This is a genomic window from Crocinitomicaceae bacterium, from assembly GCA_016708105.1.
GTDB lineage: Bacteria > Bacteroidota > Bacteroidia > Flavobacteriales_D > Crocinitomicaceae > JADJGJ01.
Genome location: JADJGJ010000001.1, coordinates 620,824 through 633,481, shown reverse-complemented (window position 1 = coordinate 633,481; position 12,658 = coordinate 620,824). Strand labels below are relative to the sequence as shown.

The window sequence follows — 12,658 nt, the reverse complement described above, 5'->3', positions numbered from 1 at the left end:
ATTCGGGTTGCCGAAGCACGCAAGTTTTGACATGATCGCAATTGGTGCAAAGGCCGATTAAGTTGGAAGGATAAGGTAAATCAGCATGCTGTATCATTTTCTTTTCTTTGGTTGGTAAGGAGGAATCATATTCCTCACACTGAAACACAACCGTTAAAGGAGTTTTGAGAACGCAATTCGATGAATAATTGCAATCAGGACACAAACCCATCAGGTTTGCAGGAAATGGAAGGCCTATTGTCGTTGTTTTTTTGGTTCTTACTTGTATCATAGTAATTCCTCTTTTTCAAGAGCTATGCCAAGTACGATTTCAAATCAATTTAGAGATTACTCAAAACAACGAAACATAAGGATATGAAAGGATTTGATGAAGAGTGGAAAAAAATCGCACTTCTTTTCCTTTAAAAAAATAAAGATAAAATACGGGGAATAATTACCCGCACCGGGTAGATTTGAATCAGTTGTTATTTTAGTTTTTCGCGCAATGTTTTGCGGTCGATACCTAAAGTTTGCGCAGCCTTTGTTTTATTATTGCCACAAGACTCCAGAACTTTGATAATGTAATGCTTTTCAGCCACGGCTAATGTCATTGTCAAATCGTCTTTGTTGATTTTTGGTGAGCTCATTTTCATGTGTACAGGAACGTCTTCAACTTTCATCTGCGTATCACTCATCAATACCATGCGATTTATAAAATTTTCAAGTTCACGGACATTTCCCGGCCAGGTATAAGCGCTTAGAATTCCTTTAATTTGTTTTGAAATTTTGAGTAATTTTTTATCATACTCTTTGCAATAGCGATTCGTAAAATAATCAATCAATAAAGGAATATCTTCTTTACGATTACGCAGCGGTGGAATATGAATGGTGATGACATTTAAACGATAATATAAATCTTCACGAAACGTGCCTTTCTTCATTTGCTCATCCAGCATCGCATTAGACGCTGAGATTAAACGAACATCGATTTTTTGCGATTTGGTTGCGCCCAACATGGTAATTTCTTTGTCTTGAATAACTCGCAATAATTTGGCTTGAATCGAAAGAGAAGCATTGCTGATTTCATCCAGAAATAACGTTCCGCCTTGGGCAGCTTGAAAAAAACCAGCGCGTGAAATTGTAGCTCCGGTAAATGCACCTTTCATGTGACCAAACAATTCACTTTCGATCAACTGATCAGGAATCGCACCGCAATTAACCGGAACGAATGGTGAAGCAGAAAATGCACTGTTGTAATGAATGGCTCTTGCTACCATTTCTTTTCCAGTTCCGCTTTCACCGGTTATCAAAACAGTGGCGCGATTATTTTTTGTTTTATCGATTGCGTGATATAATTTTTGCATCGGTTCAGATCGTCCGATGATGCCATGAAACGATTCAATGATTTCTTCATTTTTAGCTTCTGGAACTTTAATTTCACCAAGCACTTTTTCAATGGAGGCTTGAAGCTCATCCTGCGTAAATGGTTTAATCAAATACTCCATGGCGCCCAGCTTCATCACTTCAACGGCATTACGAACATCTGGAAAACCTGTAATAACCAATACCGGAATTTGAGAAAAATGCTGTGACATGTATTTGACCAATTGCATACCACCAATGTGAGGCATGTTTAAATCGGTTACAACTAAATCAATTTCTGTATTTTCTAATACATCAATCGCATCTACAACTGTGCTTGCAGCAAAAGCATTAAAGCCCATATCGGTCATGTTGCGCCGAAGTAATTCCAGCATGTCATGCGAATCATCAACCAATAAAACAGATAATCTGTTCAGCATAATTAAAGCGTATTTTGATCAAGCGTGATTGTAAATTCCGTGCCTTTTCCTTTTTCTGAATCAACACTAATTGTTCCTCGATGACTTTGAATTATGCCATGAACAACAGCTAATCCTAGACCTGTACCTGATGGTTTTGTGGTATAAAATGGTTGAAAAATTTTCACTATATCTTTTTTGTCCATTCCAATTCCATGATCTTTAATTTTAAGAACGACAAGTTCTTTGCGGACATTTGTAGAGATTTTTAGAACACCACCTGATGGCATAGCAGCGATTGCATTCAAAGCTAAATTAAATAGTACCTGAGAAAATTGAATAGAGTCTAACCTGATTGGGCGGACTTGTTTTGAAAGTATCAATTCAAGACGAACCTTGTTTTCATTAAGCTGAATCTGGAGTAAATTCATGGATTCAATAATGACATCATTCAGATTAACCAGCTTAAACTGACTGGGCATTTCACAGGAGAAGTACATGAGTTTTTTTACAATCTCACGCGCATTAATTGCAGACGTAATTATTTTTTGAATGTCAGATTTTCTGACAGAATCTGATTCTGCTTTTTCGAGTAACTCGGCATATCCTAAAATATTTCCTAAAGGCGTATTTAGTTCATGCGCAATTCCTGCAGTCAACTCTCCCAATACATTCAGACGATCGCTGTAACGCAATTTTAGCGTGATGATTTTTTCAAGTTCACGTTTTTCAAATCTATCCAGTATGGAAGACAACTCCAGCCCAATTTGATTAATCAACTGCTGTTCTTCTTTCAAAAATGATTTGGATGATTTGGAATTCTTTGTATAAAAAACTATTATCTCACCGCGAATTTCGTTGTCAATTCGTATCTCAGATTTTTGATGAAGTGTTAATGTCTTCTGATTTCCATATTCTTGTTCATCTATGCGAATGAAGACATTTAAGTCATCGGGAAACTGCCACCCTTTAGGAATAATTTTTAGAATATTTTCGATGAGTTCATCTAAAGACTTATCACTTTTTTGAGCAGCTTTTGAAATCTCATATAAACATGTCAGTTCTTTTACGCGCTCTTGTAAGTGTCTTGAAAGATCTTTTATTTTTTTTGATTGTGCAGTCACAAAGTGGGTAATATTTCCTCAAAGTTAAGGAGTTTTTAGAGAGTATCCAATTTTTCTTCAATCACCGTGAATCGTCAGCATAATGTGGACTGAAATTAGTTAAAGTTAAGAGCGTGTTTCCAAAAATTATTAAATTTAAATAACATGGAAACAAAAAAGAAACAAACATCCGAGAATTACATCAAAGAAATTCGAAGAAAAACCAGAACAGTTTTTTCATCGGAACAAAAAATCACAATTGTAATGGAAGCTTTGCGGGCAGAAATGTCTGTTGCAGAATTGTGCAGAAAATATTCCATTTAAGAGTCTCATGTTAATTCTTGATTCGATTACCAAAAAAACCAACATTTTCATTCTTTTTGAGTATTTTGGATGATTAAATTTCAATCACGATCAATCAATTGGGCAAAAACGAAGCACATACAAGGCAAGAAATCATTGACAAACGTTTGCTAGTAGCGGGTTGGAATGTCAATGATCACTCTCAAGTTCTTGTAGAGTTTAATATAAACGTGCCTCTGCCGGATTGTGTGAGTGAACCTCGTACAAAGTATGAAGGGCATCAATACAGCGATTATGTTTTATTGGGTAAAGATGGAAAACCATTAGCTGTTGTTGAAGCAAAAAAATCAGCTGTTGATGCTAATATTGGAAAAGAACAAGCGAAACAATATTGTACAAATATTCAAAATGAGCAAGGTGGTGAATTACCTTTCTGTTTTTATACAAATGGACATGATATTTATTTTTGGGATTTAGGAAATTATCCTCCAAAAAAAGTGTACGGATTTCCTACACGCGATGATTTAGAACGCTATCAATATATTCGTAATACTCGAAAAGCACTTGCGAGCGAATTAATAAACACAAAAATTGCCGGACGCGATTATCAAATTGCATCAATTCGTGCGGTGATGGAAGCGGTTGAAAAACGCAGACGTAAATTCTTGCTTGTAATGGCAACGGGTACAGGTAAAACCAGAACTTGTATTGCCTTAGTTGATGCGTTAATGAGAGCAGGTTGGGCTGAACGGGTTTTGTTTTTAGTAGATCGAATTGCTTTACGCGATCAAACTCTTGAAGCTTTTAAAGAGCATCTACCTAACGAACCGAGATGGCCTAAAGTGGGTGAAAAGGATATTACCACGGACAGACGGATTTATGTTTCGACTTATCCAACAATGCTGAATGTAATTCGCGATGAAAAAAAATCGTTGAGTCCACATTTTTTTGATTTGATTATTGTTGATGAAAGTCATCGAAGTATTTACAATACGTATCAAGAAATTTTAGAATACTTCAATACAATAACATTAGGATTAACGGCAACGCCAACAGATGTAATTGACCACAACACGTTTAAATTATTTGAATGCGAAGAGGGTATTCCAACTTTTGCATATTCTTATGAAGAGGCTGTAAATAATATTCCACCCTACCTGAGTAATTTTCAAGTAATGAAAATTAAAACTAAGTTTCAAGAGGAAGGAATTAATAAGAGAAGCATTTCTTTAGAAGATCAAAAGGATTTAATTTTAGACGGAAAAGAAGTTTCAGAAATAAATTACGAAGGAACCGAGATTGAAAAAAAAGTCATCAACAAAGGAACAAACGCATTAATCGTGCGTGAGTTTATGGAGGAATCGATTAAAGATGCGAATGGTGTATTGCCCGGAAAAACTATTTTCTTTTGTGCAACAATGAAACACGCACGCAGAATGGAAGAATTGTTTGATGCGTTTTATCCTGAATACAAAGGCGAGTTAGCAAAAGTTTTAGTGAGCGATGATCCTCGCGTTTATGGCAAGGGAGGATTATTACATCAGTTCACCAACAACGATATGCCACGCGTTGCAATTAGCGTGGACATGTTAGATACAGGTATTGATGTTAGAGAATTGGTGAATTTAGTTTTTGCAAAACCTGTTTATTCCTATACTAAGTTTTGGCAAATGATTGGTCGCGGAACTCGGTTACTGGAACCTGAAAAAATAAAACCTTGGTGTACACACAAAGACAATTTTTTAATTCTTGATTGTTGGGATAATTTTGAATATTTCAAATTAAATCCTCGTGGTAAGGAATCTAAAACTACACTTCCATTGCCTGTTCGTTTGTTTGGAATACGATTAGATAAAATTGAAAAAGCACAAGAGTTAAATAAAACAGAGCTTGTTGAATCTGAAATATCAAAACTTAGAAAACAAATCATTACCCTTCCAAATAATTCAATTGTGATTTTGGATGCCAAGCACGAATTACAGAGGCTCGATGACGAAAATTTTTGGACACTTTTAACGCCTGATAAATTGGAATTTTTAAGAATGGTTGTGAAACCTTTATTCAGAACGGTCTCTGATGTTGATTTCAAATCCATGCGTTTTGAAAAAGACATTTTAGAAGTTTCATTGGCACATTTATCTGATGAAAAAGAAAAATTTGAAGCACTAAAATCAAGTATTGTTGAAGAGATCGGCGAATTGCCTTTGTCTGTAAATAGCGTTGCTAAAGAAGAAGATATTATTCGTAAAAGCCAAACTAATAATTATTGGGCAACTATTACCGAAGAAAAATTTGAAGAATTAACAAGTAAACTTTCCCCCTTAATGAAATTCAGGGAAACAATTGTGCTACTTGGCCCCGCAAAATTTAATTTTAAAGATGAAGTCTATGCCAAAGAGTTTGTTGAATTTGGCCCACAACATGAAGCTCTGAGTATTGCAAAATATCGCGAATTGGTTGAGCAAAAAATAAATGAATTGGTTTCTGAAAATCTAATTCTTCAAAAATTAAAACAAGGTCTTGACATTTCTAAGGAAGAATCACAGCAATTGGCAGATGCCCTGCACGATGAGCATCCACACATAACAGTTGATTTGTTGCGCAGAGTTTATCACCACCGAAAAGCGCAGTTGGTTCAGTTCATCAAACACATTTTAGGAATTCAGGTTTTAGAAACTTTTCCCGAAACGGTGTCTATTGCATTTAATGAATTTATAAAAACACATACTTATTTAACCGCGCGTCAATTACAATTTCTTGATCTTTTAAAAAAATACATTTTAGATAAAGGTGAACTTAGTAAGCGCAACTTAATAGAATCACCTTTTACAATGTTACACCCCGAAGGTATTCGCGGAATTTTTAAACCAAACGAAATTGAAGAAATATTAAAATTAACCGATAAATTAATTGCTGCATAACAGGATATTCAACAACTGCCTGCCGACAAAAAACAATATTTATGAAAAAAGAATTGATTGATGAGTTATTCGGAAAATTTGAAGAGGCTTGTTATTTGTACAAAGAAATTGAATGTTGGAGTGCAAGAGAATTGCAAACAATTTTTGGTTATGCCAAATGGGATAATTTTATTAAGGTAATTGATAAAGCAAAAAACACCTGTGAAACTTCTGGTGCAGACGTTTCGGATCATTTTGCCGATATCGGGAAAATGATAGAATTGGCTAAAGGCGCACAAAGAGAAATTGACGACGTAGCACTGACAAGATATGCTTGTTATTTAGTTGCACAAAACGGCGATTCAACAAAAAGTGAAGTTGCATTTGCGCAAACTTACTTTGCTGTTCAAACTCGGAAGCAAGAAATTATAGAACAACGATTATTGGATGTGGCAAGAGTTTCTGCGAGAGAAAAACTTACCAAAAGCGAAAAAAAACTTTCAGGAATTATTTATGAAAGAGGTGTTGATCATAACGGATTTGCCATAATTAGAAGTAAAGGGGATCAGGCACTTTTTGGTGGCTTCAGTACAAATGATATGAAAACAAAACTTGGTATTTCTGTGAATAAGCCACTTGCAGATTTTCTTCCAACATTAACTATAAAAGCGAAAGATTTTGCATCCGAACTAACTAGCCATAATGTGGTGGAAAAGGATTTAAAGGGAAATGACAAAATAAGTAAAGAGCATATTGAAAATAATATAGCAGTGCGTAAAATGTTAATTGAACGTGGCGTAAAACCTTGTTTCGTTTCAAACCAATGTGTACTGATTTAAACTAAAAGATTAGAGACATTTTCTTAAATTTAACTAATGTAAAAACAGAAGAAAATGGAAACAAATCCAAACAAAAAAACAGCTCAAAGTGTAATCAGAGACATTAAACGGAAAACAAATCGTACTTACAGTTCTGAAGAAAAGATTCGTATCGTAATTGAAGGTATTCGAGGAGAAGAGAACGTGGCTACAATTTGTCGTAAATATGGCATAAACGATAGTCTTTATTACAAGTGGAGTAAAGATTTCATGGAAGCAGGCAAGAAGCGTTTAAGCGGAGATACAGAACGAAGTGCAAATACTGAAGAAGTTAATTATCTAAAGAAACAAAATGATGATTTAAAGAAGGCTATCGCTGATTTGTATTTGCATAATGAATCATTAAAAAAAAGTTTGACAGGCTTGGAATAAACCCTAAAATGACAAAATATATGCGATTTACACAAAGCGATAAGTACGAAATCATTTTATTAGTAGAAAAATCAGAGCTTAGTTTAACCAGGACATTGTTAGAACTAGGTATACATAAGAGCACATTTTACAATTGGTACAATGTTTATTTATTAGATGGTTACGATGGTTTAGCCGATAAACCCAAAAGTAGAAAACAGTATTGGAATGCAATACCAAGTGAAGAAAAGCAATTGATAATAGAAACTGCTTTAGATTATCCTGAGCGTTCGTCAAGAGAAATTGCATTTTTATTTACTGATATCCATAAACGATTTGTATCAGAAAGTTCAGTTTATCGCATCCTTAAACGGCAAGGGTTAATAACACCTCCTGTATATGATTTGATACGGGCATCAGATGAATTTAAGGATAAAACAAATAGAGTAAATGAAATGTGGCAAACTGATTTCACCTACTTTAAAATTATTGGTTGGGGATGGTATTATTTAAGCACAGTTTTGGATGACTACAGCAGATTTATTATTCATTGGCAATTGGGTCCTACAATGAAAGAAACTGATGTAGAAGATACCATTGATGCTGCAATGATAAAATCAAATTTAAAAACAAACGAAAAACCAAAATTATTAAGTGATAATGGTTCTTGCTACATAGCAAAAGATTTTAAAGATTATACCGCAAAGCAAGAAATAAAACACATAAGAGGAAGGGTTCGTCATCCGCAAACACAAGGTAAAATTGAACGTTATCATCGAAGCATGAAGAATGTTATTAAGCTTGATGTTTATCATAGCCCAATGGAATTAGAGCGAGCATTACAAAAATTCGTGCACTACTACAACTATGAGCGATACCATGAATCAATAAACAATGTTACGCCAGCACAAAAATATTACGGCAAGTCAAATCAAGTATTAGAAAGGAGGTATAAAATAAAACAACAAACAATTAGCAAAAGAAAACAAAGCTACATTGATCGAAAGTCGGCAAGTAAAATTATTCTGAATAGGACTGGCTCTTTTAAAAAGCCAAAGTCCGTAGTCGGAAATAATTTTACGACTGCTAATTAAAACAATAAAAATTAACTAATTTTAAAATTGAAAGTGTCCTAAGTTATTTATACTAAAAAGTACAGATTGGTTTGACGACTTACAATCTGAAGTTTTGAAAGAGAGAGCCATTATTTGGGTTGAAAGACTTTTGCAGAGCGCAAATTTTTCTTTGCCCACTCTTGTTAAGGAAGAACAATTGACAGTAAGTTTTAGGAACTTTGAAAAGATTAGTCAAGAGGATCTTAAGAAAATATTAGTTAAGCATTTCACTTTAAAATTTCTTGACGAGGATAAAAAAAAATCCAATGGACTTTAAATATTCAAAAGCGGAACTAATTGCAAAAAAGGTTTTGGATGAATGTGGACTTGACGATCCAACCGAAATTCCAATCGGAGAAATCATTTTAGGAAGAAAAGCATTTTATGAAGAAACCCCATTAGACGGTAAGGACGGCGAGATAGTATCCGTTTGTGGTAGATCTATTATTCAGGTCAATTCAAAAATTCCGTTTGTATCAAAAAAAAGATTTGCGGCGGCTCATGAACTGGGACACTATGAAATGCACCGGAATTTGCAACCGATTTTTTCAGACACTGAGGAAGATCTGATGAATTGGTATAAAGCTGGTCCGCAAGAAATGGAAGCGAATGAATTCGCGGCGGAATTCCTCATGCCTTCAGAAAAATTTTACAACGAATGTTTGAGAAAAAAGTTTGGCCCAGAAGTGATAGAACACTTAGCTAATAAGTTTCAAGTCAGTAAAACGTCAACCATTTTGAAGTTTGTTAATCGTGGTAATCATCCTGTTGTGATTGTTTTTTGCAAAGACAATAAAATGAAATGGTGGAAAGCAAGTCATGATTTTCGTTATTTTTTAGAATTTGAACGAGATAAGGAAACGCCATCTGGCTCCGTAGCGAATGAATTATTTACTACAAAAAAAACTTATTATGGTGACGAATTGAAACAAGATATTTGGAAATCGGACTGGCTGAGAATGCGAAATGATGATGAGCCTGACAAGAAATTTTTTGAATATTGCTTATTTGTAAAGTCCTACAATTATTCGATAAGCGTTATTTGGGAAAAATAAAAAGTCTTAAATGTAAGTCAACAATCATTGACAATCATTGCGGATGATTGCATTATGATTGGGTATCATTGTAAACCATTAAAAAAGGCGCATTTCCCTATTAAGGCATAAAAGAATAAAGAACTAGGCGTTGAAATTACAAAATTTCGCGACATTGGTTAAAACTTTAAACTTAATAGGCATGAGCAAAATAAAAATTCCAATCATAATTACTTTGGTTTCAAATATAAATGGCGTACTTTCTATGATAGATAGGGCGTTTAAACATGATAAGTCTACAAGTATTATGGGGTTCGATTTGGTTCTTTTAATCTTCAGTTTAGTTGGAGTTTTTTGGATAGTTTATTATTTGATGTCTAAAATTGAGAAAATCAAATCTGAACTTTTAATACAAAAATCACATATTGAAACGCATAGAGATGATTCACACGAAATAACAATGATGCTGACTACAATTCAGAATAGAAAAAACGACTATGTTTTAGCGTGTTTAAAATCAGGAAAAATTTTAAATGAACCAAAAAGTTGGTTGACGGCAGATGAGTCCAGATTATATAGATCAAATTCTGAGCGCATGAAAAAAATACTTATAGATAACGACAAAAAACTTTCAGATTTAAAAGAGTAAACATGGCAAAAGCAACGAAATTTAGATTTAATGATCTCTCTGAATCCGAACAGAAAGAACACTCTGAATCGTTCTTTGAATTAGTTTCATTTATAAAAAAAAGGATTTAGAGAAGACGAAAACACTCCAAAATATTTGAGTATTGGGCATGTATCCTTGATAAAAACAAAAAAAGGAAAAGAGACAAATTTATTACTCAAAATAAACGTAGGAAAACCACACGAAGCAACAAGAGGAGGTGTTTACAACATTTCCTTGAACGACCATTGTCTAATGAAGGGTTTTGAAATAAGTAAATTAACCGACTTCAAAACTTTGATACGAACCAACACTATAATCCGTCCATATTTTTGCTAATGACAACACGATTAACTATACAGCACATATCAATAAACTCGGAATCTCCTTTAATGTGTGATTCTAATACAGGGATATATTGTTTTAATTCTATACATGTGCCAGATTGTATTTTCCAATTATCGAGGATATACCGAATTATTTCAAGTAGTTTTTTAAAATCATCAGGTTTAAAATCATCAGTGCCTGTATTGCATTTTTCTTTGTGGCTTTCTAAAAAACTATCAACTTCTAAATCATCCATAAAATATATTTTCAAGGCATTAAGTTACTAAAATAAAACCAAATAATCATAGAAAAATGCCTTAATAGGTAAACACACTTTAAAAAATAACATTCTCACATAATTTGCGTTATGCGATTATGGAGACTGAAAAAACGGGAGGATTTGACGATTGGGTTCTGGGCTATTATAACGAACTCGAATCACTCTATTTAGAAAAGATTGAAGAGTCAGACAATAAGGAATATGCACAATCCTTTTACCGGAATTTGCTTTTTGAGCGTAACGCTAAATTGCCAAAGGACTCATTTTTTTTCAGCGCATTGTCCAAATTATTTCTGCACTGTTACCGACTAAATAAAGAAAATGCAATTATCAAAACAATTGACCAACTGCATTTAGTTCGAGAAAGAGCGGAAATGGAAATTACTTTTTTGGAAGAACTCTATCAAAATAAACCCGAAGAATCTTCCTTTTTGGTCGAAGAAACGATTGAGAGTGAGTGGTATCTGTTATCACTGGAGATTCATGAAATCAGTGACCTTCTCGCGTATTTTTTGGCGGTAAGACTTTTACTGGAAGCGTATCCTAAAAATGAAACAGCCGAGCCATTCAGTATAGATGCTCCTGTGATTGAAAACAAAAAAATTCCGGGAAATCGAAAATTGGATTACACAACATCTTTCACTGAGCATCATCAAATTTTAGCACTTCACTTTTTATTAAAACAAATTGGAATAACACCAAGGGTTAATGTAAATAATTCTGACGTTGCGCGTTTTGCCCATCTTTTAACGAAGCATCCTATAACGCATATTGACAATTCAAGAAAATCTCAAATTCTTAAAAGGATTTTATCAGAAAAGTCAGATAAAAAGCACTTAGCTGATTTACAATTTATCCGTCCTTTTTTCGAGAAACTCCAATTAAATAAGGCGATTGAAGCAATCGACCAAGAAATTAAAGATCGAAAAGAAAATTCTTAAATCAGTGAAATACGGGGTGCAGAAAAGTACCCCCGTGCCCTTATTCTGGTCGTAACTTTGGTATAAAACATATTGTTATGGAACCAGAAGACGGAAAGAAGAATTGGAAAAGACGAGGTTTTCCTGAACGAAGAAGTCAGCAAATTTTTACTAAAAATTACAGTGATGATAATGTCAGCCGTTTGAAAAAATTGTTGCTGAATCCATCACAAGGACATGGCGAGCGATTTTACGCCATAAAGGTTGATGGAGAGTTTTGTGTTTACAGAACATCCAATCCACGAAGTTTTGATGATTATAAAGAGATGATTGACGGTTCTACGGAAACGGTAGAGGTCATTCTCTATTTCGGTCAGTCAAACAACTGCAACAGGCATATTTTTTATCTAAAAGAAAAATCACTTAATGGAGCTGATCCAATTGATTTTGATAAAAAAATTAAAGATGCTTTAGAAAAAAACGATCAGGCACATTTGATTGTATCACTGCAACAAAAAGTTGACGATCAAGAAGAATTGATTGATGAACTTCAAGAAGAGTTGGAGGAGCTGCGCAAAAAAACAGACATGACAAGTTTGTTAAAAGAAGGGATTTCCTTACTAGGAATATTCAAAGGAAAAACACCGGAGGGCGCACTTGCAGGCGCACCACCTGTGCCTGATGCAGAAGTGAAGGTTGAATCCGCCGATGAACAAAAGAAAGAAGACACAAAACAAAAGGAAGGATATCAGGCCTTCAGTGAACTTTATGAAAAATTCGGAGACAAGGGAGTCAACCAAGTAGTTCAGTTATTGATGGCAATTTCTAAATCTGATAAGCTTAGGGAAGGTATTAATAAACTTGTCAAAGAAGAAAATGAAAAAAATCCGACTACCGGTTGAGCCGTCAAGCTTGAGTAAATGTAGAATAAATGTTTAACTAAAAATTAAAGTATGAGTTTGATAGAAATAGATTTCAGTAGCATTAAAAGAGTACTAGCAATTTTGTCAATTAGCGAAG

The 12,658-nt window shown here is 34.2% G+C and carries 10 protein-coding genes and 1 pseudogene; 8 read left to right on the top strand and 3 right to left on the bottom strand.

Going from position 1 to position 12,658, the window contains the following annotated elements; all coding sequences use genetic code 11:
- Window positions 1-464: 464 nt before the first annotated feature.
- Both IPH66_02625 and IPH66_02620 read right to left on the bottom strand, forming a co-directional pair.
- Window positions 465-1,781 (bottom strand): sigma-54-dependent Fis family transcriptional regulator, encoded by a 1,317-nt coding sequence (locus IPH66_02625; GenBank protein MBK7128246.1) that lies wholly within the window; start codon window positions 1,779-1,781, stop codon window positions 465-467.
- 2 nt (window positions 1,782-1,783) lie between these two features.
- The gene (locus IPH66_02620; protein ID MBK7128245.1) at window positions 1,784-2,884 is read right to left on the bottom strand and encodes a sensor histidine kinase; all 1,101 of its coding nucleotides are present in this window, start codon (window positions 2,882-2,884) and stop codon (window positions 1,784-1,786) included.
- Window positions 2,885-3,028: 144 nt separating this feature from the next.
- Between IPH66_02620 and IPH66_02615 the strand changes: the two genes are divergently transcribed.
- The 6 genes and pseudogenes from IPH66_02615 to IPH66_02590 all read left to right on the top strand — a co-directional run bounded on the left by IPH66_02615 (window position 3,029) and on the right by IPH66_02590 (window position 10,093).
- Window positions 3,029-3,187 (top strand): transposase, encoded by a 159-nt coding sequence (locus IPH66_02615; protein ID MBK7128244.1) that lies wholly within the window; start codon window positions 3,029-3,031, stop codon window positions 3,185-3,187.
- 98 nt (window positions 3,188-3,285) lie between these two features.
- On the top strand, window positions 3,286-6,087 hold the full coding sequence (locus tag IPH66_02610; GenBank protein ID MBK7128243.1) for a DEAD/DEAH box helicase family protein: 2,802 nt from the start codon (window positions 3,286-3,288) through the stop codon (window positions 6,085-6,087).
- 41 nt (window positions 6,088-6,128) lie between these two features.
- Entirely contained in the window at window positions 6,129-6,905 is a 777-nt protein-coding gene (gene dinD, locus IPH66_02605; GenBank protein MBK7128242.1) for a DNA damage-inducible protein D, read from the top strand.
- A 54-nt stretch (window positions 6,906-6,959) separates the two neighbouring features.
- Window positions 6,960-8,311: pseudogene (locus IPH66_02600) on the top strand (IS3 family transposase).
- Between the two features lie 365 nt (window positions 8,312-8,676).
- Window positions 8,677-9,465, top strand: coding sequence for an ImmA/IrrE family metallo-endopeptidase (locus tag IPH66_02595; protein MBK7128241.1), 789 nt, complete (start codon window positions 8,677-8,679; stop codon window positions 9,463-9,465).
- Between the two features lie 181 nt (window positions 9,466-9,646).
- Window positions 9,647-10,093 (top strand): hypothetical protein, encoded by a 447-nt coding sequence (locus IPH66_02590; GenBank protein MBK7128240.1) that lies wholly within the window; start codon window positions 9,647-9,649, stop codon window positions 10,091-10,093.
- 331 nt (window positions 10,094-10,424) lie between these two features.
- On the opposite strand, the gene IPH66_02585 is transcribed toward IPH66_02590, so the two are convergent.
- Window positions 10,425-10,694 carry a hypothetical protein gene (locus IPH66_02585; protein ID MBK7128239.1) on the bottom strand — a complete coding sequence of 90 codons (270 nt, stop codon included), beginning with the start codon at window positions 10,692-10,694 and terminating at the stop codon, window positions 10,425-10,427.
- A gap of 119 nt (window positions 10,695-10,813) precedes the next feature.
- On the opposite strand from IPH66_02585, the gene IPH66_02580 reads away from it, so the two are divergent.
- Window positions 10,814-11,659 carry a hypothetical protein gene (locus IPH66_02580; protein ID MBK7128238.1) on the top strand — a complete coding sequence of 282 codons (846 nt, stop codon included), beginning with the start codon at window positions 10,814-10,816 and terminating at the stop codon, window positions 11,657-11,659.
- A gap of 77 nt (window positions 11,660-11,736) precedes the next feature.
- Complete coding sequence (locus IPH66_02575) at window positions 11,737-12,540, top strand: hypothetical protein (GenBank protein ID MBK7128237.1); 804 nt, start codon at window positions 11,737-11,739, stop codon at window positions 12,538-12,540.
- Window positions 12,541-12,658 lie beyond the last annotated feature (118 nt).

Excerpts from the sequence above, each read along its gene's own strand:
- IPH66_02625 (MBK7128246.1), bottom strand. The coding sequence starts at position 1,781 with ATGCTGAACAGATTATCTGTTTTATTGGTTGATGATTCGCATGACATG.
- IPH66_02615 (MBK7128244.1), top strand. The coding sequence starts at position 3,029 with ATGGAAACAAAAAAGAAACAAACATCCGAGAATTACATCAAAGAAATT.
- dinD (MBK7128242.1), top strand. The coding sequence starts at position 6,129 with ATGAAAAAAGAATTGATTGATGAGTTATTCGGAAAATTTGAAGAGGCT.
- IPH66_02595 (MBK7128241.1), top strand. The coding sequence starts at position 8,677 with ATGGACTTTAAATATTCAAAAGCGGAACTAATTGCAAAAAAGGTTTTG.
- IPH66_02590 (MBK7128240.1), top strand. The coding sequence starts at position 9,647 with ATGAGCAAAATAAAAATTCCAATCATAATTACTTTGGTTTCAAATATA.
- IPH66_02585 (MBK7128239.1), bottom strand. The coding sequence starts at position 10,694 with ATGGATGATTTAGAAGTTGATAGTTTTTTAGAAAGCCACAAAGAAAAA.
- IPH66_02580 (MBK7128238.1), top strand. The coding sequence starts at position 10,814 with ATGGAGACTGAAAAAACGGGAGGATTTGACGATTGGGTTCTGGGCTAT.
- IPH66_02575 (MBK7128237.1), top strand. The coding sequence starts at position 11,737 with ATGGAACCAGAAGACGGAAAGAAGAATTGGAAAAGACGAGGTTTTCCT.